The organism is Marinobacter confluentis, from assembly GCF_004785685.1.
Taxonomy (GTDB): Bacteria; Pseudomonadota; Gammaproteobacteria; order Pseudomonadales; family Oleiphilaceae; genus Marinobacter; species Marinobacter confluentis.
Map to the genome: position 1 here is coordinate 428,743 of NZ_SRPF01000003.1, position 20,754 is coordinate 449,496.

Sequence of the window (20,754 nt, forward strand, 5' to 3'; positions counted from 1 at the left end):
AAACCAATGTCAAAAAACTGGATAGTTCTGCTGCTGGCACTGGTTCCGCTGGGCCTGGCGGCGGAGCCCGCAACCCTGTCCGTACAGGTTGTCGACAGCCAGACCGGCGAACCGGTCAGCGGCGCTCGGGTGATTGTTAATCACGGTGCCGCCGCGATACCGTCGGCCGAAGAAATGATTCAGAAAAACCGTCAGTTCCAGCCTCAGTCGCTGCTGATCGCCAGGGGGTCAGAGGTGAACTTTCCCAACCGGGATACCACCCAGCACCACGTCTATTCTTTTTCTCCGGCGCGGGTATTCAACATCGAACTTTACGCGGATCAGCCGGAGGCCCCGATACTGTTTGATAAAACCGGGGTGGTTGAAGTCGGCTGTAACATTCACGACCGGATGCAGGGCTTTATCCTGGTCACCGACAGCGCGCTGACCGGGCAGACTGACGATGCCGGCAACGCCAGTGTTGCACTGCCGCCAGACGTTGCAAGCCTGGGCCAGCTTGACCTCAGCCTTTGGCACCCGAGGCTGGAAAACGCCACCCGGACGGTCGATGTCAGCATACCTGTTCCCGCCAGTGGACCCGTGGAACTGACGCTGGACCTGTCCCCTGCCGTGGAAGAATCCGGGCGGCTGGACGCACTGCAGAAACGTTTCCGGGATCTTTGATGGCCATAGCAGATCGCATCGGGTTCCGGGGGCGACTGGTGTCAGCAATGGTGGCACTGGTCGCCATTGTCAGCCTGAGCATTGGCGCACTGCTGATGCTGTACCTGTTTGAAGATGAAAAATCCCGCGCCACGGAACAGCTCAGCCTGGGCGAGAGAGTGGCGGAAGAAACCCTGCAAAGACGCACCAGCCTGATTTTTTCCCGACTGGACGTGGTGGTACGGGATTTCGGATTCCGTTCTGCCATGGCCAGTCGTGACCGGGTCACGGCCGACAGCGCCCTGGAAAACCAGAGTCGCCGGGTTGGCGCCCGCTTCGCAATGATCATCGACAGCGACGGCAACACCCTGGCAGCGGCGGACGAGCCGCCATCCGGGCTGGTCGCTCAGGCGGCAACCCTGAACCTGCTGGCCGAGGCCCAGGTCAACGGATTCGCCAGCCAGATGGTCGTTCTGGATGACCGGGCCGTTGAACTGGTTACCATTCCAGTGGAAGCGCCGGGACTGAGGGCACAGCTGATCGCCGGTTTCGGTCTCGGCCGCGAGACCACCGATGTCATCGAGCGCCTGAGCGGCACAGACGTACTGTTTCGCACCCGGGATTCTGAAGCCGACGATTATCGCTTTCTGACCGAGGCCATGGATATCGAAGAAACCCGGCTGGCAGAACTGGCCGATGTAGGGTCTGGCCCCCAGACCGCCGGCAGTTTCGTCACCAGCGCCCACTTTTTCACCCGAATCGTCAGCCTGTCGGAAAACGCCAGCAACCCATTGCAACTGCTACTGCTGATTAACCGGGACGCCAGCCTGAATGCCTATTACCAGCGGGCCATCGAGATTCTGCTGCTGGTCAGCAGTGTGCTGGTACTGGCGGCCCTGATTGCGATGATCATGGCCCGCAGCCTGGGCCAACCGGTGCTGAGCCTGGCCCGCTACGCCAAGGCTATTGGTGATGGTGAATCCCCGGAACCGCCACCGATCAAAGCCGGGGGCGAGCTGGCTGAACTTCGCCACGCCCTGGGAGAGATGCTGCTCAAACTCCGGGATCGGGAAGAGCAGATTCGCTACGCCGCCAGCCACGACGAAATCACCGGGCTACCGAACGTCCATGCCTTTCTGAACAGTGTGCGGGAAAGCCTGCGAAACAACGAGACCTACCGGTTGTTCGGCCTGCGGATCAACGAGCTTCCCAACATTAACGACACCCTGGGCCTGGCCTTTGGCGACAAGGTGCTGCGAGCCGTTGCCGGGCGCCTGAGCCAGGAATTGCCCGAGCATTCAGAGCTGGCGCGCACCGGCGGCGGTGAGTTCCTGATGCTGGCGGAGGCCTGCACCGGTGAAGCCCTGGACCGACTGGCCCACCAGATTCTGGACGCAGTTCAGGCCCCCATGCAGATCGACAGCACCCCTTTTGCCCTGCGTTGCACCATGGTATCCCTGCAATTACCGGAAGACGCTCAGGACACCGACCAGGTCCGCCGCCGCCTGAACCTGACCTTCGAGATGGCGCAAACCACCCGCCAGCGAATCACCCACTACCAGCCGGGCAGAGACGAGAACCATCTGCGGGAACTTCAGATCATTGCCGACCTGACCACGGCAATTTCCAGCATGGGTCTGCATATGAACTATCAACCCAAGCTGGCCATGGCCGACGGGCGTCCCAAACAGGTCGAGGCCCTGGTGCGCTGGATACACCCGGACCTGGGCTTTATTTCGCCGGAAGAATTCATTTTCCTCGCCGAACAGTCCGGCCAGATTACCGAACTGACCCGCCATATCCTTGCCCGGGTTGCTGAAGACGCCCGCGCCTGGCACAGGGCCGGCCTGGATATCGGTGTCGCCATCAACCTGTCAGCGCTTGACCTGACCCGGCCCGAACTGATCGACGAGGTTGCGGATGCGTTTGCCGACTGGCCGATGGCGATGTCTGACATCACACTGGAAGTCACCGAAAGTGCACTGATGGAAGACCCCGAAACGGCTCTTGAAACCCTGGGCCGGCTCCGGGCGCTGGGCGTCACCCTGTCCGTCGATGACTTCGGCACCGGCTATTCATCCCTGTCGCAGCTGCGCAAGCTGCCAGTCCAGGAACTGAAAATCGACAAATCCTTTGTGCTCAGGCTGGATACCGAGCCCCAGGATCAACTGATCGTCAAATCCACCATTGATATGGCTCACGGGCTGGGCCTCAGTATTGTCGCCGAGGGCATCGAGAACCGGGAAGCCTGGCACCTGCTGAAACAGTGGGGCTGTGAAACCGGCCAGGGCTTTTACATGAGTCGGCCTGTGGGCGCCGAGGAACTGCCCGCCACACTGCAAGCCCTTCAGGCCCTGAAACCTGAACTGGTAACCTCCGGAGAAACCACGTCATGACATACCCCATAACCTTCATTGCCATGAGCCTCGCCCTGATCATGGCAACAGCGGCACAGGCCGATGTGGGCAGCCGTCTCTGGGCCACCGGTGGCGTAACCTCCATTGAGGGCACCGCAGGTGGTGGGCTGTCGCCCTGGGCACTGCTCAATGGCTATGCCAGTGATGAGGAATGGAGCGGCACAGTTACCCTTTCCCAGGCGACCACTGACGATTACTCACTGAATGTGATGGGCGCAGGTGTGACCTGGCAAAACCGGGTTGAACTGACCTTTGCCCGCCAGACCCTGGACCTGGACACGCTGGGCGCGGCACTGGGTGAAGACGAACTGGTACAGGACATCTGGGGCCTGAAAGCGCGGCTGTTCGGCGATGTACTCTACAATCCCTGGGGCCAGTGGTCCGCGGGACTGCAGTACAAGCGCAATCGCAAGTACACGGTGCCAGAAGCGATTGGCTCAGAAGACGACACCGGCACTGACGTATACCTGGGCGGCAGCAAACTGTTCTTCGCGGCCATCGCCGGGCGCAACCTGCTGGTTAACGGCACGGTAAGGGCGACCAAAGCCAACCAGGGCGGCCTGCTCGGCTTTGGCGGAGACCGAAATGACAGCTATGAAGCCATGGCCGAAGCCAGCGTCAGCCTGTTTCTTGACCGGCGATGGCTGGTAGGAACCGAATACCGCCAGAAGCCGGACAACCTGGGGTTTGCCGCCGAAGACGACTGGTGGGACCTGTTCATTGCCTGGGTGCCCGACCGCCGGGTCTCGGTTACGGCGGCCTGGGTCAACCTGGGTGATGTGGCGACCCTGGAAGACCAGACCGGCGCCTACCTATCCCTGCAAGCCAGTTTCTGAATCACCGGAGGACACCATGAAGTTACCCGTTCTGATCCTTGTTCTGGCGACGCTGACACTCGGAGGTTGCCAGAGTATTGGCGGGCATGGCGGCGACAGCACCAGCCCATCCCCGGCATTGTATGAACAGCTCGGCAAACGCGCGGGCATCGCCACTATCGTGGAAGATCTGCTGTATCTGATTGTCGACGACACCCGCATCAATGAACACTTCGCCGGTGTTGATGTTGAGCAGTTCCACACCAACCTGACCGACCAGCTCTGCAGCGTCAGCGGCGGGCCCTGCACCTACACCGGTCGCGGCATGCGGGAAAGCCACGCGGATATGAACATCACCGATACCGAATTCAACGCGCTGGCGGAGAACCTGATCCTTGCCATGGAGGCAAACGGGGTGCCTGTGGCTGCCCAGAACCGGCTGATCGAGCGCCTGGTGCCAATGTATCCGGACATCCGGAATCTGTGAACCTACTTCCTGAATCCGGGATATAAGCTAGACTGAATCCCAGCTGCAACACTTTAGTGGACTCGACCAATGACGGAAAAGAGACCAGACATACGCCCGGGCCGGTATCGCCATTACAAGGGCCGGGACTATCAGGTCATCGACCTTGCCCGTCATAGCGAAACCGAAGAATGGATGGTGATCTATCGCTGCCTCTACGGCGACCACAGTCTCTGGGTAAGACCGGCGGTCATGTTCCGTGAGACGGTAGAAGTCGCCGGGGAACAGGTGCCACGCTTTGCCTTCATTGGGGAAGAATAACCGGGATCACTCCTCTGATCCCGATTTGAAAAACACCACCTGTTTCACCGTGTGGTCATCCTCATTCTTGCGTTTGTTCACTCGGGTCTGCAGTTCCGCATCTTCCGGCTTCGGCGTATCGGACACCGCATCGGTGAATCCACAGGCGACGCATTCCCTCACCTGATCTTCATCGTCGGTGGTGAACATCATGATCTTGTCCATCTCGGCGCAGCGTGGGCAGACTGCGCCGGCGATGAAGCGTTTTGGAGTTGCCATGGTTTACTCCTATGATCAGGCGGCGTCTTCAGTAATCCCGTTCTGTCGCAGCAGGGCATCGACTTCCGGTTCGCGCCCACGGAAGGCCTTGAACAGCTCCATGGGCTCCTGGGAACCACCTTTCTCAAGGATTTTGTGCAGGAAAGCCTTGCCGGTGTCCTGGTCGAAAATGCCCTTCTCCTCAAACAGCGAGAAGGCATCCGCCGCCAGTACTTCCGCCCATTTGTAGCTGTAGTAGCCCGCCGCGTAACCGCCGGAGAATATGTGCGAGAAGCTGTTCGGGAACCGGTTGAACTCCGGAGCCTGAACCACCGCGATCTCACTGCGCACCTGCCGGTGCATATCCAGCGGATTGGTGGGCGCATCCGGAGTGAACTCAGCATGCAGACGGAAATCGAACAACGAGAACTCCAGCTGGCGCACCATGGCCATACCGGACTGGAAGTTTTTCGCTGCCAGCAGCTTGTCCAGAAGATCCTTGGGCAGCGGCTCACCGGTTTCATGATGCGACGCGATCAGCTCCAGCGATTCCGGGTTCCAGCACCAGTTTTCCAGGAACTGTGACGGCAGCTCGACCGCATCCCAGGCCACACCGTTAATGCCGGACACATCCATCACATCCACCTGGGTCAGCATATGGTGCAGGCCGTGACCAAACTCGTGGAACAGGGTAGTGACTTCGTCATGGGTTAACAGTGACGGCTTGCCATTCACCGATGGCGTGAAATTGCAGGTCATGAACGCGACCGGCAACTGCAGCTGACCGCGCAGGTTACGCCAACGCACCCGGCAGTCCGCCATCCAGGCGCCACCACGCTTGCCCTGACGGGCGTAGGGATCAAGATAGAACCAGGCTAGCGGATCACCGCCGCGGCTGATGCAGTAGGCCGTCGCGTCCTTGTGCCAGGTTTCGACCTCGGGTTTTGCCTCAATCTGCACGTCAAACAGCTTTTCCGCTACCCGGAAAAGCCCGGAAACCACTTTATCCGCCGGGAAATAGGGGCGCAGGGTTTCGGGTGAAATATCATAGCGTTGCTGGCGCAGTTTCTCGCTGTAATAGCCGATATCCCAGGCCTGCAAATCATCTACACCATGGGTGTCGCGGGCAAAAGCCGTCAGTTCGCCAAATTCCCGCTGGGCAATGGGTTTGGACTTGGCGGCTAGCTGGTTCAGGAAATCCAGCACTTCATCAACGCTTCGGGCCATCTTCTTGGCGAGGGACTTCTCTGCGAAGCTGTCGAAGCCAAGCAGGTTGGCCATGGCGTGGCGGCGCTTGAGAATTTCCGCCATTACCGGGGTGTTGTCCCAGGTGCCGCCGTCAGGGCCGACGTCGGACGCACGGGTCACGAAGGCTTCGTAGACCTCTCGGCGCAGCTCCCGGTTTTCACAGTAGGTGAGAACCGGATAAAAACTGGGAAAATCCAGGGTGATCACGTAGCCGTCCAGCTCTTTCTGCTTCGCGGCCTCTCTGGCGCCTTCCAGGGCGCTGTCCGGAACCCCGGCCAGGTCGGCCACGTCGGTGATATGTTTGTACCAGTGCTGGGTGGCATCCAGCACGTTATCGCTGAAGCGGTTAGACAGGTCTGACAGCTCCATGGACAGATTCGCGTACTGCTCTTTCTGTTCCTGGGGCAGATCTACGCCGCCCAGGTGGAAATCCCGCAGGGTATTGTCGACAGATTTACGCTGGGCCTCGCTCAGGTCCTTGAAATCGTCCCTGGCTTTGAGCTTCTTGTAAGCTTCACAAAGCTCTGCATTCTGGCTGAGCTCAGTGGAATATTCAGTCAGCTTTTCCAGACAGCTTTTGTAGACCTTGCGAAGTTCATCGCTGTTCATCACACCGTTGAGGTGTGAAATAACCGACCAGGCATTCTCAAGCTTGTTCTCAAGGCTCTGCATCGGCTGGGCCAGGGTTTCCCAGGTAGGATTTTCCTGAGCAGCGATCTGACCAATCTTCATCCGGTTCTCGCTAAGAATCTGGTCAATCGCCTCTTCCATATGTTCAACGCGGATGTGGTCGAAACGCGGCAGCAGGTCGTCTGTCATCAACGGGTTATTCATAAGTCCCCTTCTCAGCAATTTAGATCTAATGTAATTTCAGGTGACTCCATAATCGGGGGAGTATCCGGGGAAGACCTTTCCGAAACTGTGCGGAGCCATGGATGGCGGAGCCCAAGCGTCACATGGATGTGCCGCAAGGAGCGTGTTTCGGAAAGGTCTTCCCCGGATGCTCCGTACACCAGAGTACGAAAACACCACGAAGGTTATATGTAATGACTAATGTACGAACACACAAGGGTTGTACGCCACATTTCGGTAAACGCGCATGGGTGGATCCGAGTGCGGTGGTGATTGGCGACGTTCAAACCGGGGATGATGTTTCAGTCTGGCCGATGACGGTGATTCGTGGGGATATGCACAAGATCCGGATTGGAGATCGTTGCAGCATCCAGGACGGATCCGTACTGCACATTACCCATGCCAGTGATTACAACCCGGGAGGTTATCCCCTGACCATCGGGGACGACGTGACCGTTGGCCATAAAGCATTGCTACACGGCTGCACCATTGGCAGCCGGGTGCTGGTAGGCATGGGCTGCATCATCATGGATGGGGCAGTGGTCGAGGATGAAGTGATCGTAGCCGCTGGCTGTCTGGTGCCGCCGGGCAAGACCCTGGAATCCGGTCACCTTTACGTGGGCTCGCCCTGCAAGAAGGCCCGGGCGCTGACTGAAAAAGAACGCACTTTCTTCAAATACACCGCTGCCAACTATGCCCGTTTGAAAGACGAGTACCTTAACGAATCTTAAGCCAGTGGTCTGAATAATGGGCTGTGGCCGTATGTTTCGGGACAATTACTACTCCCGGAGTTCGCCTTGGCGACCACAGACCAGCCTTTTGAGCAGGCACTGCTTTACCTTCGCGCCGCCGGCCACGATACCGGAGCGGAAACCCGCACTCGGCTGCAATGTTTCATTCTGGCACAACGGGACAAAAATCCCGGCTTAAAGACGGCCGAACTGCTACAGAACCTGCCTCAATGGTTTGATCTTCCCAGATCATGCCCGGATCACCCCTGGCCGCCCATCGCACGTACAAGCATCGGGTACCCCAATGAATGATCCCGCCCTCTGGCGCCCCGTGGCCTTCCAGCGGCGGCTGCTTCTGGTGGCTCTGGTTGCAGCGCAAACCCTGGCAGGGCTCTGGCTGTTCGCCCAGAGCCTTCCGGATCAGGCGGGTACCTGGCCAAGCTCTGCTGCGCTGGCGGTATTCGGCGTCCTGTTTGCCTGGATTGGCGTCGGTTTCTGGACCGCCGTCTTCGGGTTTGTGGTACTTCGCTTCGGGGGTGATCCCTGGAGCCTGAGTGAGCAGCATGCCGCCCGGACAACAGAAGCCATGGACCTAGCACCGACAGCCGTGATCATGCCGATCTACCACGAGCCGGTTCAGCGAACCCTGGCGGGCCTAAAGGCGATCTTCCGGGATCTGGAGCAGACTGGCCGATCAAAAGCGGTGGATTTCTATGTGCTGTCCGACAGTCGCGACCCGGAGGTCTGGCTGGAAGAGCAGGCCGCCTGCACTCGGCTGCGGGAGGAGCTCGGCGCCCACCAACGGCTGTTTTACCGGCGGCGAACCATCAACCAGAATTACAAAAGCGGCAACATTGCCGATTTCCTTCGGCGCTGGGGCCGTCAGTACCGTTACATGGTGGTCCTGGATGCCGATAGTCTGCTCAGCGCCGATTGCATCACCCGGCTGATCGATCTTATGGAATCCCGTCCCCAGGCCGGCATCATTCAGACCACGCCGCGTCTGGGGCGGGCGGAAACGCGGTTTGCACGGCTGCAGCAGTTTGCCAACCGCTGCTATGGTCGGCTTTACAGCGCCGGGCTGGCATCAATCCAGCTAGGTGAGGCCACCTACTGGGGCCATAACGCCATCATTCGCACAGAGCCATTCATGCGCCACTGCGGTCTTCGCAAGCTTCGTGGACCGGGGCTGTTCCGGGGGCCGGTGCTCAGCCACGATTTTATTGAAGCAGCGCTGATGGGCCGTGCCGGCTATGAGGTCTGGCTGGAACCTTCCATCAGCGGCAGCTTCGAAGAGTCACCACCGACCCTGGAAGACGACCTGGTCCGCGATCGCCGCTGGTGTCGGGGCAACCTGCAGCATCTGTGGTTGCTGGCAACCCTCAGCCGTTTGCGGCTGGCCCATCGGATGGCGCTGTTGACTGGCATTCTCTCTTACCTGGCATCGCCGCTCTGGCTGTTATTTCTGGGGCTTTCCGGCTACGTGGCCCTGGCTGGGCCGGAGTCGGCGCCCGCACTGCCTGGGGTCCTGGCCAACGCAGACACGGCTACAGATAAAGGCATGCTGCTGGTGAGCATTACCGCGCTCCTGCTGTTTGGCCCCCGGCTTCTGGCGCTCACGGATCAGACGCTGGCAAAACGGACTGGAAAATTCGGCGGCATGCCCCGGCTGTGTGCCAGCACCCTGACCGAAACGCTGGCGGCGCTGGCCCTGGCACCGATCCGGATGTTCGCCCATACCCTCTTTGTCATTCGTGCATTGTTCAACTTGACCGTGGGCTGGCAAGGGCAGAACCGCACAAACAACTCCAGCCCGGCGACACGGCTACGCCAGTTTGGCCTGCCGGTGTTGATGGCCTCTGTAACCCTGGGCCTGATCCAGTGGCAAATTCCCGTGCTGACACCCTGGGCCCTGCCGGTCACCCTGCCTGTGCTACTGGCTCCGGTTCTTACGGGCTGGCTTAACCGCCAACCGGCCGGTCAGAACTGGCTGCTAACACCGGAAGATCACCAGTCGCCAGCGGTCATAGACCGTGCCCGGAACACAACCGGTTGTGACAAACCCTGGCAGCGCCTGAGCTGGGTTGAGCAGATCGTACTGTCGCCAGCTTACGCCCGAACCTGTGGCCGGGATTTACGGGTGGCAACCGGCCGGAAGCAGCAGACGCTTCAACGACTGGTAGAAATCTGCGCTCTTAATGGCCAATCTGCGCTTAACAATCGCGAAATGAGCCTGATCTGCAGCCATCCCGCCGCACTTGAAGCTCTGCATCTGCGCGTCTGGCAGACCTGTGCCTCGGGTCCCTGGCAACAGGCACTGACCAGGATGGTCGAAGGCCTGGAAACGTCGACCGGACAGCACCTGACGTCCATACCCCATTACTCTGAGGAAGTCCAATGGATAGACGCAGCCTCCTGAAATTCGGATTTGCCCTGGCCGCAGGGCTGCCGCTGACATTGACCGGAACCGGTCAGGTGATGGCCTCGGATAGCGCAAAGGCCTCCGATCAGGAGCGCGCTTTCAGCTTTGACTGGCTGCGTGAGCACGCTCGAACCCTGTCAGAGCGGGCTCATCAGCCGGCTGGCGATAATTTACCGGCCCCGCTCAAAGCTCTGGACTGGGACCAGTACCAGCAGATCCGTTACCGGCCGGACCAGGCACTCTGGCGGAATCGTGATAGCGCTTTTCAGATCCAGTTTTTCCACCTCGGCCTTTACTTTCTTGAGCCGGTGCAGTTTTTTGAGGTGGTTGATGGCCGGGCCCGGCCCATTGGCTATCAGCCAGAACATTTCGATTATGGCGATAACACCGCCCTTGCGGACCTGCCGGAAGATCTGGGCTATGCCGGTTTCCGCCTGCATTTCCACCAGGATTTCGACCGCGACCTGGCCGCGTTTCTGGGAGCCAGCTATTTCCGGGCCGTGGGTGAATCCCGTCAATACGGCCTTTCCGCTCGCGGCTTTGCGGTGAACACCGGCCTGCCAGTGGCCGAGGAATTTCCCCGCTTCCGCAGCTTCTGGCTGCAACGGCCGCAACCAGGCGACCTGCACATGACCGTTTACGCTCTGCTGGATTCCCCAAGCCTGACCGGCGCTTACCGTTTCGAGATTCACCCCGGCCGGAACCTGAACATGGACGTGACTGCGGCCATATACCCGCGCATGCCCCTCGAACGGTTTGGTGTCGCGCCGCTGACCAGCATGTATCAGACCGGCGAGAACGACCGCCGCATGGCCAACGACTGGCGCCCGGAAATTCACGATTCCGACGGGTTGGCGATCTGGAACGGCAGCGGCGAGCGACTTTGGCGCCCGCTCACCAACCCGGAAAGTCTGCGCACCAGCCACTTTGTAGACAGAGCTCCCAAGGGTTTTGGCCTGCTTCAGCGGGACCGCAACTTCGATCACTACCAGGACGACGGTGTTTTCTATGACCGGAGACCGAGCCTCTGGATCGAGCCGGGAGAAGACTGGGGCGAGGGCAGCGTGATACTGGTGGAAATCCCCACCCGTGACGAAACCTTCGACAACATCGTCGCTTTCTGGAACCCCGCGCAAAGCTGGCGGCCGGGCAATGAATACCGGGTGAATTACCGCATGACCTGGGGCGAAGACATGCCCCACGCGCCCACAGAACTGGGCACCGTGCGCGCAACCCGCACGGGTATCGGTGGCGTGGTAGGCCAGCCCCGGGAAGAATTCTCTCGCCGCTTTGCCGTGGATTTTGCCGGTGGGACCCTGGGCATGCTGGACGGTGATGCCGGTGTTGAGGCGGTTGTGACCGCCAGCCGGGGAGAAACCGAACTGGTGTCGGCAAGACCGCTTGAGGCCATCAACGGCTTTCGCGCCATGTTCGACCTGGTGCCGGATGAGAGCACCGACCCCATTGAACTACGGCTTTACCTGAAACTGGGTGAACAGGCACTGACCGAAACCTGGTTATACCAGTACCTGCCGCCGGATCCGGAGGACCGGAACTTTTGATTCTGGTCTGGCTTGCGCTGCTGAACGGGCTGTTTCTGGTTCCCGGCCTGGCATTGCCCGGCGCCAATCCCCTCATTTCCCTGGAGGTTCTGGTGATCTGGGCCCTGCTGTGCGGGCTCCATAACCAGAACCTTCGCTACCGGGTCACCCTGGCTCTGGCCGTTACCTATGGCCTGCTGGCCTTTCTGGTTCTTGCGGACACGCTGATTCGGGAGAGTCTCGGCAGGGGGCTGAACCTTTACCTGGAAGTCCGCCTGCTGGATGCCACCTGGAATCTGCTGGATACCAATGTCGGCGGAGCCCCTGCCGCCATCGCACTGACTGTGCTACTGGTTTTGCTCCTGGCCCTGGGCTGGCTGTTCCGGTTCGGCCTCGAAAGACTGAGGCATCATTCCCCCGGGCACCTTGGCAAGCCGCTCTGGCTGATTAGCGGTCTGGCTCTTGCCGGGGCGGTAACGCCGTGGATCGGCAGCCCGGCTCTGGCGTTTGTGGCCAATCAGGCGTCGCTGATCAAGGAAACCCACCGGACAACCCAGGCCTTTGCTGCCGAACTGGCGGCCACACCCGGCCGGCTTGACCAGCCGAAACGCCTGACAACACTGGCGGACACCGACGTGGTTTTTGGCTTTATCGAATCTTACGGTATCTCCACCCTGACTGATGTCCGCTACCAACCGGTCATCAGTCAAAGCCTGACGTCCATGGCTAAGCAGTTGACCGATGCCGGGCTGACCGTCGCCACCGGTCGCCTGCGATCACCGATTCAGGGCGGGCAGTCCTGGCTGGGCCACCTGTCTGTGCTCAGCGGTCAGTGGATCAAAAACCAGCTCGCCTACGAAACCTTCCTGAGTAGCGGCTATTCCACGCTGATCGACGATTTTCGCAGCACGGGTCACACGACCGTCGCGGTGATGCCCGCAATTACCCGCGCCTGGCCGGAAGGCCGGCTGTTCCGGTATGACCGGGTCTACGACCACGACGACCTTGGATACCAGGGCCCGCCCTTCAACTGGGTTACCATGCCGGACCAGTACACCTGGAGGCGGTTCCAGGAACTGCGCGAGCAGGAATCGCAGCCGCTGTTCGCCGAACTGGCGCTGATCAGCAGCCATGCCCCCTGGGTGCCAATACTGCCAATACTGGATGACTGGGAAGCCATTGGCGATGGCCGGGTGTTCCGTCAGTGGGAAGGGACCGGGGAAGCGCCGGTGTCGCTCTGGCGGGACCCGGATCGAGTACGCGAACATTTCGCGAAGGCCATTTCCTATGCCCTGGAAACGGCTGGTGGCTTTGCGGCCCACTATGTGCAGGAAGACACTCTTCTGATCCTGCTGGGGGACCACCAGCCGGCGCCATTAATCACCGGCGAAGACGCCAGCCGGGATGTCATCGTGCATGTGATCAGTGCCGATCCGGCGCTGGTAGAACCTTTTCTGTCTGGAGACTTGCCCGGCTTCCGGCGGGGCGTGATCCCGGATCTGCAAGAGGAAGGCGCGTTAATGAGCCGATTCCGACCCTTTCTTCACCGGCAATTTTCACAGCCACTGCTGTCGGGCACCGTTAGCAGGGACCTCGAAGACAATTGACCGGCCGGAAAATTCTCCCCCCTTGAAAACCTTTTCGCTGGACCTACATTCAAAATAAGCAGATGTTCACGGAAAACCATCCGGCTGGCGCCACCGGTTTGGAGCTGTTCCGCGAGCGAAGCTGACATCAGTAAACCGATTTCAGATTCGTAGGAGGAGTTTCATATGAACAACATAACCCGTTGGAATCCGGTCAGTGAATTCGAAGACCTGATCAACCGTTACAACCGCTACTTTGGCGTTGCCCGCAGCAATGGCGAACGGGAAGGCAAAGACCTGTTCAGCCGCACTGACTGGGCCCCGGCTGTCGATATCAAGGAGACCGACCAGGCGTTCAGCATTGAAGCTGAGCTGCCGGGTATGTCAAAAGACGATGTGAAGGTAACCGTTCAGGACGGTGTGCTCAGCATTCAGGGTGAGCGTCGGCAGGAAGAGGAAACCGGTGACAGGAAACATCATCGGATAGAAAGAGTCTATGGCAGCTTTATCCGCCGTTTTACCCTGCCGGACAACGTTGACGAGAACAGCATCCGCGCCAACTTCAAGGACGGCGTGCTATCACTGACCCTGGCAAAAGCCGAGCCGGCCCAACCCAAGGCAATCGAAGTCAACGTCGACTGACCCGACCTCTCAAGCTAGACCTTTCAGCCGGGCTTAGTACCCGGCTTTTTTCGCGGCGCCTGCGGCTGTCAGAATGTCGGCATAGGCCGTACTGCGACGATGCTGTGAGATCAGGTCGAGAATGGTCTCGCCATGTTCATTCACGCCATTCAGATTCCGGCCTGCCTCAACGAAGAATCCGATAAAACGCTCAAAATCCTCGGCCCGCATGGCCTGATAGGCTTTTAGCAGGGCGTTGAAGTCAGGGTCGATCGCCTTGTCATAGGGTTCGATCGCCAGAAAGCTTTTTACCCGCTCGTCGCTCCATTCCTCGCCAATTACTTTCGGTTTGTCTGGTCCGCTCATCAGGGATCTCTCAATGGTTTAAGGATGGTTTAGTATCAGGGGCAGACAGTATAAAGATCTGGAGGCCGGGCGTCAGGGCATGATTTCCACTGGCAGGTCCCCTGCGGGCATACTGTCGTCGCATTCCGGGTTACGGATGGCAATTTCCACCCGGCGGTTGCGGGCGCGGTTTTCCGGCGTATCGTTGGCAACCAGTGGGTTGGTCTCCGCGCGCCCGGCCGCAACCACCCTCTCGGCGGGCACATTACGGTTCATCACCAGTTCGTGAACCACTGACACCGCCCTGGCAGCGGACAGATCCCAATTCGAGCGGTAGCGGCCACTGGATATCGGACGGTCGTCGGTGTACCCGGCAACCACCACATCCCCCGTACAGGCCGACAGAACATCGACGACGCGTTCAATAATCGGCAGCATTTCCGGCTTCATCTCCGCCTCGCCGGAACGGAAAGCGGCGTCCTCGGCAAACCGTATGATCACCTGCTCCTGATCATAATTCACACTCAGATCACCAGAAGCCACTTCCGTCTCCAGTTCCTGAATCAGCGCCGACGCAAGATCAATGATCCCGCCCGAGATTTTTGTCGGGGCATCGCCGTCATCCCGCTCGTCAATAATTGCCGGCTGAGGCTCATCAACGGGGTCGGCCGGAGCAGCTGGCGCAGGCTCTGTGGCGATTACCGAAACCGGCCGCCCGCCGGGAACATCGGTCAGCACTGGCGTACCGCCCAGGGCAACGGTCATGGAATTGGCCATGGCCCGGTATTTCTCAACGTCCATTTCAGCAAAGGACAGCAGCAGGATAAAAAAGGTCAGCAGCAGGGTGGCCAGGTCGGCAAAGGTCACGATCCAGGCGGGGGAACCACGACTGTGTTTTTTTGACCGGGCTGGCTGCTTCAGCATCACAAATCAGCCCCTCCGCTCCGGCGCCAGGGCGGCACGGTGCTCCGGGGTGACAAAAGAAGACAGCATTTCGGTCATCACCCGTGGGTTTTCACCGCGCATGATGTTGCGCATGGAGGTGGTGATCAGTACCTGGTTACGGGCTTCGTCTTCGGCCTTCAGTTGCAGCTTGTCCGCCAGCGGCAGGGCAATCAGCTGGGCAATGAAAGCGCCGTAAAGGGTTGTCAGCAGCGCAATGGCCATGGCGGGGCCAATTGACGAAGGATCATCCAGAGTGTTGAGCATCTGTACCAGGCCCACCAGCGTGCCCAGCATGCCGATAGCCGGTGCCGATTCGCCGATCCCACGAAAGACCCTTTCGGCGACGTCATAGCGTTCTGCGGTCTGTTGAATCTCGTGGGTAAGGATTTCCTCAATCAACTCGGGCGGGTGGCCGTCCACACACAGGTTGATCGCTTTTCTGAGAAACTCGGTGTCGGTCTGGTGGTTCTCCAGCCCCAGAATGCCTTCTTTACGCACCACCGCCGCCAGCGAACTGACTTCCTGAATCAAGGCTGACGGCTGGACCATGCGGTCGGTGAAGGCCGAGGCCATGGCCAGGCGGAAGGCGCTCATCACTGAAGGCAGGCGAAACTTGATCAGCGTGACTGCCGCTGTGCCACCAATCACAATGGCGAGGCCGGGCAGGTTCAAAAAGGTGAGTGCGGAGGCATTCGACAGCATGGCCAGAATGACAATCAATATGCCTGCCAGCAGGCCAACAAGGGTCAGAATATCCATCGGAAACCTTACAAAGTGCGTTTACACCTGCAGAGCATAGTCCATCTGGCCCGAATGGGCCTTCCCGTGGCCGCCGTCTGCGCCCGCTATTCCGTTCTCAGGGCATGGATCACGCTGGCGGTATCCGGCCTGATGCCCCGCCAGATCCGGAAGGATTCCGCCGCCTGCTCCACCAGCATGCCAAGCCCGTCAAACACCCGGGTGGCGCCCTGATCCAGCGCCCACTGATTGAACGGCGTGTTATCCAGGGAATACATCATGTCGTAGACCACGGTGTCCGGTGCAACCACCGTCGGGGACAGTGGCGGCAAATCACCCTGAAGGCTGGCGCTGGTGCCGTTGATAATCACATCATAGGCCTGGCAGGGCGCCTCAAATCCACAGGCGTCAACCGCGGTATCACCGGCGACACCGGCAAACAGTGTCATCAGGCCCTGTGCCTTCGACACCGTGCGATTGGCGATGGTGAGCCCCGCCGGCTTCTGGTCCAGCAGCGGCCCCAGAGCGCCGCGCACCGCGCCGCCAGCCCCGAGAATCAGCACCCGGGCGCCGGCAAGGGCAACACCGTGGTTATGCACAAGGTCGGTAACCAGGCCCTTACCGTCAGTGTTGTCGGCGGTCAGATGTTTTTCGGCATCCAGATACAGTGTATTGGCAGCGCCTGCCTGCCTGGCCCGCTCGGTGCGCCGGTCAGCCAGTTCCCAGGCCTGCTCCTTGAAGGGCACCGTAACATTCAGGCCCTGTCCACCACGGGCAAAAAAATCATTAACCACGCCGGTAAAACCGTCCAATGGCGCCTGGATTGCGGTGTATTCGATATTCTCCCCGGTCTGCCGGGCAAACAGGCTGTGGATACGGGGGGACTTGCTGTGGCTGATCGGGTGTCCGACCACGGCATAAAGGCCTTTATCCATGTCCCTGCTCCAGCCAGTCGCGACCGGTCAGGAAATAGTCGGTCAGTCTTGCTTCTTCGGACCCGGGTTCCGGGCTGTAATCGTATTCCCAGCGCACCAGCGGCGGCAGCGACATCAGGATGGATTCCGTGCGGCCGCCGGACTGGAGTCCGAACAGTGTGCCCCGGTCATACACCAGGTTGAATTCCACGTAACGGCCCCGGCGATACAGCTGAAACTGCCGGTGAGCATCGCTGAAAGGGGTGTCCTTGCGGGCCTGGACGATGGGTTCGTAGGCCTCAATGTAGCTGTCACCAACGGATCGCATCAGTGCAAAATCCTGCCCGAAATCTCCCGTGTTATGGTCATCGAAAAACAGGCCGCCAACGCCCCGAGGTTCGTCCCGGTGCTTCAGGTAAAAATAGTCGTCGCACCAGTTCTTAAACTCCTGGTAGAGGGTGTCGCCGAAGGGGTCGCAGGCGGCTTTGGCGACCCGGTGCCAGTGCACACAGTCGTCATCGAATCCGTAGTAGGGTGTCAGGTCATAACCGCCGCCAAACCAGTAAACCGGATCACCGCCTTCCGGTGTCGCGATGAAAAACCGGACGTTGGCGTGGGACGTGGGCACAAAGGGATTGTGGGGGTGAATCACCAGCGATACGCCCATCGCCTGCCAGGGGGCGCCGGCCAGATGGGGCCGATGAGCCGTTGCCGAGGCGGGCATGGTTTCACCCATGACGTGGGAAAAGTTCACCCCGCCTTTTTCGAACACCTTCCCGTTGTTGATCACGCGGCTTTTTCCACCGCCGCCTTCCGGGCGATCCCAGGCATCGGTTTCAAAACGCCCCTCGCCATCGGCTGCCGCCAATCGCCGACAGATGCTTTCCTGAAGGCCAAGCAGATACTGCTTAACGGCTTCGACGTCGGGTTGTTGACTCATGAATACTCCTAGCGCAGCTGGTCTCCGCTGACGATATCAATGATTGTGCTGGGTTTTCGATGCCCGCCAAGTTGACCGGACACCAGGCGGTCGACGCCTGACGGGAAATAACGACGAACCTGCCACGAGTGCCGCGCCGGCTGCCGCCCTGCCGGGTTGGCCGAGGTTGACACCAGCGGCGTGCCGGCCGCCTCGCAAAGTGCGCGCACCAGGGGATGATCACTGACCCTCACGGCAATGGAAGAATGGCGTCCCCGAACCTCCTGCGGAATCTGGTTCAGACGGTCTGGCAGCAGGCAGGTAAATGGCCCTGGCCAGTAACTCATGGCCTTGTTCTGCTGATCTTCAGGTAGCGGGTCCAGAAGAAACCGTACCTGTTCAACCGAACCGGCGACCACAATCAGCCCCTTTTCCAAGGGCCTTTGTTTCAGCGCAAGAATGCGTTCGACGGCGTCTGCGTTCCAGGGGTCACATCCTAACCCCCACACAGCTTCGGTTGGATAGGCGATAACACCGCCGGAACGAAGCGTTTGCACAGCCTGTGACAGCTGCCAGTTAGACATGGGTTGGGTCGATGGTTTCATATCAGATCAGACAGGTTGATTCCTTGGGTACCACTGCGCTCAGGCAATGCGCTGGAACCCGCCGGGGGCTGAGTCTACCAGGCCCTGAAGCTCCAGCAATAACAGAGACTGCATCAATTGGTCTGCCGGCAGACCGGTGATGGAGCACAGGTCGTCGGTTGACTGTGGATCATACCCTAAAGCATCCAGAACGGCGATTTCACGGGGCTCCAGCCCGGAAGTTGCAGACCCGCCGGAAACGGATTCCGGAACGATCGACGACCAGCCGCTTTCGAACTCATTGAAAATGTCGTCCACGGTTTCGACCAGCACGGCGCCCTGACGGATCAGTTCATGGCAGCCCCGGGCCATGGGATTGTGGATCGACCCGGGAATTGCAAACACTTCCCGCCCCTGTTCCAGGGCCAACCGGGCGGTGATCAGGGAACCGCTTTTCAGGCCGGCTTCAACCACCAGAATGCCGCGGCCAAGGCCACTGATGATCCGGTTGCGCTGGGGAAAGTGGGCGGGGCGAGCGTCAGTGCCCGGCGGATATTCCGACACCAGCAGACCATTGGCCACCACGCGGCTGGCCAGGGCCCTGTGGCGGTAGGGGTAGGGTTGATCAATGCCATTACCGATCACCGCAATGGTCGGGAAACCCGCATCCAGCGCACCCGCGTGGGCGGCGCCGTCCACGCCCAGCGCCAGGCCACTGGTAACCAACAGGCCACGCTGCCCCAACGCAGCGGCAAAGGCCCTGGCATGTTCAAGCCCGGCCCGGCTGGCATTACGGCTACCAACGATACCAACCTGGGGTTGACCAATCAGCGCACGGTCACCTTTCAGATAAAGCACCAGGGGCGCATCGTGAATATGGCGCAAACTTTCGGGGTAATCGCTGTCGGCCCTGGTCATCAGGTCGATCTGGTGATGCTGGCAATCCCGGTAGATGGCCAGGGCTTTCGCCACCAGGGGATGACTTGCATGGCCGCTCTGCCAGGCTTCAATGGCGCTGATGGTCTCCGCCTGAAGGCCAATGGCACGCAGGGTGGCCGAGTTACAATCCGCCAGTCGGGAAAGGTCACCAAGGCGCTCCTGCACAGCCTGCTGTCGTTTGCGTCCGAACTTTGGCAGGCAGGACACAAGCAACCAGAATCCGGTCTGTGATCCGAGAAGCTGCGCATCTGTGGCAGCAGATAGTGAGGGCATTGGCTCCATCCTTGGTGTTGACCGTGTCTAAATAGTCGCGCCATCCTGGCGTGAGTATCGGAAATTATGACACAAAAAAAGAGCCGCTAGGGCGGCTCTTTTTCTGACTGCAAACCGGCTGGCGGCTGCCAGCGGTCGGTTCAGGCCATCAGGGGTTGGTGACCTTGTCGCCTACCGACAGCGGCCGGCTCGCCTGGAGCATCAGGCCATAGCTCATCTTCTCATAGGTCTGGAAAATCATCATCAGGCCGGCGCGCTCAGACGGCAGTTCGATGGTTTCATTGGTGACCGGATCGCGAACCAGGTTGCCGGTTTTCAGAACCGCCAGCACATTGCCCGGCTTGAGGCCTTCGCGCTCGCCGCGGTTGATGGCGACAACGTCGAACTGGCCGATCTGGGTAACACCACCCTCAACGGAAATCATCTGGCCTTCAATTTCGGAATCCGGCGGGCTGGGAACGAAGCTGGTAGTAATACGACGCTCTTCGCTGACCAAAAGGCGGTCCCCAATGCGGACTTCCTGATTGGATTTCTTCAGCATCATGGTGAGCACATCGCCGTTTTCCCGGGTAATCTCACCCTGGCCGATGCTGCGGGCTTCAAGACCCAGGAATTCGCCGGTTTCCGGGTCGCGGAACTCACGACTGCGGCGGAATACACCGACGTTGTCCGCCGGCTTTTCGCCCCGGGCATACACCTTGTCACCGGCGCCGGTGACGATGCGGCCATCCTCGCCTTCCAGAATGTAAGGAGCCCCGTTCAGTTCATCGACATCCACAATCCGGGTTTCAGACAGGAAGCTGTTAATGGCGTCCAACGGTATAGCCGGAATTGGCGTATCGATGGGCTCTGAGCGTACCTTCGGAGACAATCTGACAACATCAGAGCTGGAAACCTTGGTGACCCGCGGCTTCCCGTCTATGTACACCAACGCCAGGCGGTCGCCTGGATAGATAAGATGCGGATTCTCAACCTGCGGATTCACGTGCCAGATTTCCGGCCAGTACCACGGGTTATTCAGAAACCGGGCCGAAATATCCCAAAGGGTGTCACCCTTAACGACAGTGTAACGCTCGGGATGGTCGGACCTGAGCTCCGGTTGGGCGTGGGCCCAGGAGGTTATTAGCAGCATGCCAGCTGCCAGAGCGTACAGCAGTTTCCTCATTGTTAAATCCTTGATCGCGTGCCTCGAATCCGC

The 20,754-nt window shown here is 59.7% G+C and carries 21 protein-coding genes; 11 read left to right on the forward strand and 10 right to left on the reverse strand.

Annotated features, from left to right (window positions below):
• The first annotated feature begins 6 nt into the window (after positions 1 to 6).
• The 5 genes from E5Q11_RS12465 to E5Q11_RS12485 all read left to right on the forward strand — a co-directional run bounded on the left by E5Q11_RS12465 (position 7) and on the right by E5Q11_RS12485 (position 4,661).
• Complete coding sequence (locus E5Q11_RS12465) at positions 7 to 663, forward strand: methylamine utilization protein (protein WP_135803741.1); 657 nt, start codon at positions 7 to 9, stop codon at positions 661 to 663.
• Positions 663 to 3,038, forward strand: coding sequence for a putative bifunctional diguanylate cyclase/phosphodiesterase (locus E5Q11_RS12470; RefSeq protein WP_135803742.1), 2,376 nt, complete (start codon positions 663 to 665; stop codon positions 3,036 to 3,038). The genes E5Q11_RS12465 and E5Q11_RS12470 overlap by 1 nt, the downstream gene beginning before the upstream one ends.
• On the forward strand, positions 3,035 to 3,895 hold the full coding sequence (locus E5Q11_RS12475; protein ID WP_225315034.1) for a DUF3034 family protein: 861 nt from the start codon (positions 3,035 to 3,037) through the stop codon (positions 3,893 to 3,895). Before E5Q11_RS12470 ends, E5Q11_RS12475 begins: the two co-directional genes overlap by 4 nt.
• A gap of 16 nt (positions 3,896 to 3,911) precedes the next feature.
• The gene (locus tag E5Q11_RS12480; RefSeq protein WP_135803743.1) at positions 3,912 to 4,361 is read left to right on the forward strand and encodes a group I truncated hemoglobin; all 450 of its coding nucleotides are present in this window, start codon (positions 3,912 to 3,914) and stop codon (positions 4,359 to 4,361) included.
• A 69-nt stretch (positions 4,362 to 4,430) separates the two neighbouring features.
• Positions 4,431 to 4,661 (forward strand): DUF1653 domain-containing protein, encoded by a 231-nt coding sequence (locus tag E5Q11_RS12485; RefSeq protein WP_135803744.1) that lies wholly within the window; start codon positions 4,431 to 4,433, stop codon positions 4,659 to 4,661.
• Positions 4,662 to 4,667: 6 nt separating this feature from the next.
• On the opposite strand, the gene E5Q11_RS12490 is transcribed toward E5Q11_RS12485, so the two are convergent.
• Together E5Q11_RS12490 and prlC are read right to left on the reverse strand one after the other, a co-directional pair.
• Positions 4,668 to 4,919, reverse strand: a complete 252-nt coding sequence (locus tag E5Q11_RS12490) for a YheV family putative zinc ribbon protein (protein ID WP_135803745.1) — start codon at positions 4,917 to 4,919, stop codon at positions 4,668 to 4,670.
• Between the two features lie 15 nt (positions 4,920 to 4,934).
• Positions 4,935 to 6,980 carry an oligopeptidase A gene (gene prlC, locus E5Q11_RS12495; protein WP_135803746.1) on the reverse strand — a complete coding sequence of 682 codons (2,046 nt, stop codon included), beginning with the start codon at positions 6,978 to 6,980 and terminating at the stop codon, positions 4,935 to 4,937.
• Positions 6,981 to 7,192: 212 nt separating this feature from the next.
• On the opposite strand from prlC, the gene E5Q11_RS12500 reads away from it, so the two are divergent.
• From E5Q11_RS12500 to E5Q11_RS12525, 6 genes are all read left to right on the forward strand, one after another.
• Entirely contained in the window at positions 7,193 to 7,729 is a 537-nt protein-coding gene (locus E5Q11_RS12500; RefSeq protein WP_135803747.1) for a gamma carbonic anhydrase family protein, read from the forward strand.
• A 66-nt stretch (positions 7,730 to 7,795) separates the two neighbouring features.
• Entirely contained in the window at positions 7,796 to 8,041 is a 246-nt protein-coding gene (locus E5Q11_RS12505; protein ID WP_135803748.1) for a hypothetical protein, read from the forward strand.
• Positions 8,034 to 10,148: a glucans biosynthesis glucosyltransferase MdoH gene (mdoH, locus tag E5Q11_RS12510; RefSeq protein ID WP_135803749.1), complete on the forward strand. Its 2,115-nt coding sequence runs from the start codon at positions 8,034 to 8,036 to the stop codon at positions 10,146 to 10,148. The genes E5Q11_RS12505 and mdoH overlap by 8 nt, the downstream gene beginning before the upstream one ends.
• On the forward strand, positions 10,127 to 11,713 hold the full coding sequence (locus E5Q11_RS12515; protein WP_135803750.1) for a glucan biosynthesis protein: 1,587 nt from the start codon (positions 10,127 to 10,129) through the stop codon (positions 11,711 to 11,713). The genes mdoH and E5Q11_RS12515 overlap by 22 nt, the downstream gene beginning before the upstream one ends.
• The gene (locus tag E5Q11_RS12520) at positions 11,710 to 13,299 is read left to right on the forward strand and encodes an alkaline phosphatase family protein (protein WP_135803751.1); all 1,590 of its coding nucleotides are present in this window, start codon (positions 11,710 to 11,712) and stop codon (positions 13,297 to 13,299) included. Before E5Q11_RS12515 ends, E5Q11_RS12520 begins: the two co-directional genes overlap by 4 nt.
• Positions 13,300 to 13,464: 165 nt before the next feature.
• Positions 13,465 to 13,920, forward strand: a complete 456-nt coding sequence (locus E5Q11_RS12525) for an Hsp20/alpha crystallin family protein (RefSeq protein WP_135803752.1) — start codon at positions 13,465 to 13,467, stop codon at positions 13,918 to 13,920.
• 33 nt (positions 13,921 to 13,953) lie between these two features.
• Here the strand turns inward: E5Q11_RS12525 and E5Q11_RS12530 are convergent, their stop codons facing one another.
• The 8 genes from E5Q11_RS12530 to E5Q11_RS12565 all read right to left on the reverse strand — a co-directional run bounded on the left by E5Q11_RS12530 (position 13,954) and on the right by E5Q11_RS12565 (position 20,721).
• Positions 13,954 to 14,265 carry a PA4642 family protein gene (locus tag E5Q11_RS12530; RefSeq protein ID WP_135803753.1) on the reverse strand — a complete coding sequence of 104 codons (312 nt, stop codon included), beginning with the start codon at positions 14,263 to 14,265 and terminating at the stop codon, positions 13,954 to 13,956.
• A 72-nt stretch (positions 14,266 to 14,337) separates the two neighbouring features.
• Complete coding sequence (locus E5Q11_RS12535) at positions 14,338 to 15,168, reverse strand: flagellar motor protein MotB (RefSeq protein WP_135803754.1); 831 nt, start codon at positions 15,166 to 15,168, stop codon at positions 14,338 to 14,340.
• A gap of 6 nt (positions 15,169 to 15,174) precedes the next feature.
• Entirely contained in the window at positions 15,175 to 15,948 is a 774-nt protein-coding gene (locus E5Q11_RS12540; RefSeq protein WP_135803755.1) for a motility protein A, read from the reverse strand.
• Between the two features lie 86 nt (positions 15,949 to 16,034).
• The gene (aroE, locus tag E5Q11_RS12545) at positions 16,035 to 16,862 is read right to left on the reverse strand and encodes a shikimate dehydrogenase (protein WP_135803756.1); all 828 of its coding nucleotides are present in this window, start codon (positions 16,860 to 16,862) and stop codon (positions 16,035 to 16,037) included.
• On the reverse strand, positions 16,855 to 17,781 hold the full coding sequence (gene hemF, locus E5Q11_RS12550) for an oxygen-dependent coproporphyrinogen oxidase (protein ID WP_135803757.1): 927 nt from the start codon (positions 17,779 to 17,781) through the stop codon (positions 16,855 to 16,857). Before hemF ends, aroE begins: the two co-directional genes overlap by 8 nt.
• 8 nt (positions 17,782 to 17,789) lie before the next feature.
• On the reverse strand, positions 17,790 to 18,344 hold the full coding sequence (locus tag E5Q11_RS12555) for an L-threonylcarbamoyladenylate synthase (protein WP_404802776.1): 555 nt from the start codon (positions 18,342 to 18,344) through the stop codon (positions 17,790 to 17,792).
• 60 nt (positions 18,345 to 18,404) lie between these two features.
• Positions 18,405 to 19,556 (reverse strand): DNA-processing protein DprA, encoded by a 1,152-nt coding sequence (gene dprA, locus E5Q11_RS12560; protein WP_135803759.1) that lies wholly within the window; start codon positions 19,554 to 19,556, stop codon positions 18,405 to 18,407.
• Positions 19,557 to 19,704: 148 nt separating this feature from the next.
• Positions 19,705 to 20,721 carry a LysM peptidoglycan-binding domain-containing protein gene (locus E5Q11_RS12565; RefSeq protein ID WP_135803760.1) on the reverse strand — a complete coding sequence of 339 codons (1,017 nt, stop codon included), beginning with the start codon at positions 20,719 to 20,721 and terminating at the stop codon, positions 19,705 to 19,707.
• Positions 20,722 to 20,754 lie beyond the last annotated feature (33 nt).

Bases quoted from the DNA above. Each gene is read 5' to 3' on its own strand.
- E5Q11_RS12465 (WP_135803741.1), top strand. From the start codon at position 7: ATGTCAAAAAACTGGATAGTTCTGCTGCTGGCACTGGTTCCGCTGGGC.
- E5Q11_RS12470 (WP_135803742.1), top strand. From the start codon at position 663: ATGGCCATAGCAGATCGCATCGGGTTCCGGGGGCGACTGGTGTCAGCA.
- E5Q11_RS12475 (WP_225315034.1), top strand. From the start codon at position 3,035: ATGACATACCCCATAACCTTCATTGCCATGAGCCTCGCCCTGATCATG.
- E5Q11_RS12480 (WP_135803743.1), top strand. From the start codon at position 3,912: ATGAAGTTACCCGTTCTGATCCTTGTTCTGGCGACGCTGACACTCGGA.
- E5Q11_RS12485 (WP_135803744.1), top strand. From the start codon at position 4,431: ATGACGGAAAAGAGACCAGACATACGCCCGGGCCGGTATCGCCATTAC.
- E5Q11_RS12490 (WP_135803745.1), bottom strand. From the start codon at position 4,919: ATGGCAACTCCAAAACGCTTCATCGCCGGCGCAGTCTGCCCACGCTGC.
- prlC (WP_135803746.1), bottom strand. From the start codon at position 6,980: ATGAATAACCCGTTGATGACAGACGACCTGCTGCCGCGTTTCGACCAC.
- E5Q11_RS12500 (WP_135803747.1), top strand. From the start codon at position 7,193: ATGACTAATGTACGAACACACAAGGGTTGTACGCCACATTTCGGTAAA.
- mdoH (WP_135803749.1), top strand. From the start codon at position 8,034: ATGAATGATCCCGCCCTCTGGCGCCCCGTGGCCTTCCAGCGGCGGCTG.
- E5Q11_RS12515 (WP_135803750.1), top strand. From the start codon at position 10,127: ATGGATAGACGCAGCCTCCTGAAATTCGGATTTGCCCTGGCCGCAGGG.
- E5Q11_RS12525 (WP_135803752.1), top strand. From the start codon at position 13,465: ATGAACAACATAACCCGTTGGAATCCGGTCAGTGAATTCGAAGACCTG.
- E5Q11_RS12530 (WP_135803753.1), bottom strand. From the start codon at position 14,265: ATGAGCGGACCAGACAAACCGAAAGTAATTGGCGAGGAATGGAGCGAC.
- E5Q11_RS12535 (WP_135803754.1), bottom strand. From the start codon at position 15,168: ATGCTGAAGCAGCCAGCCCGGTCAAAAAAACACAGTCGTGGTTCCCCC.
- E5Q11_RS12540 (WP_135803755.1), bottom strand. From the start codon at position 15,948: ATGGATATTCTGACCCTTGTTGGCCTGCTGGCAGGCATATTGATTGTC.
- aroE (WP_135803756.1), bottom strand. From the start codon at position 16,862: ATGGATAAAGGCCTTTATGCCGTGGTCGGACACCCGATCAGCCACAGC.
- hemF (WP_135803757.1), bottom strand. From the start codon at position 17,781: ATGAGTCAACAACCCGACGTCGAAGCCGTTAAGCAGTATCTGCTTGGC.
- E5Q11_RS12555 (WP_404802776.1), bottom strand. From the start codon at position 18,344: ATGTCTAACTGGCAGCTGTCACAGGCTGTGCAAACGCTTCGTTCCGGC.
- dprA (WP_135803759.1), bottom strand. From the start codon at position 19,556: ATGCCCTCACTATCTGCTGCCACAGATGCGCAGCTTCTCGGATCACAG.
- E5Q11_RS12565 (WP_135803760.1), bottom strand. From the start codon at position 20,721: ATGAGGAAACTGCTGTACGCTCTGGCAGCTGGCATGCTGCTAATAACC.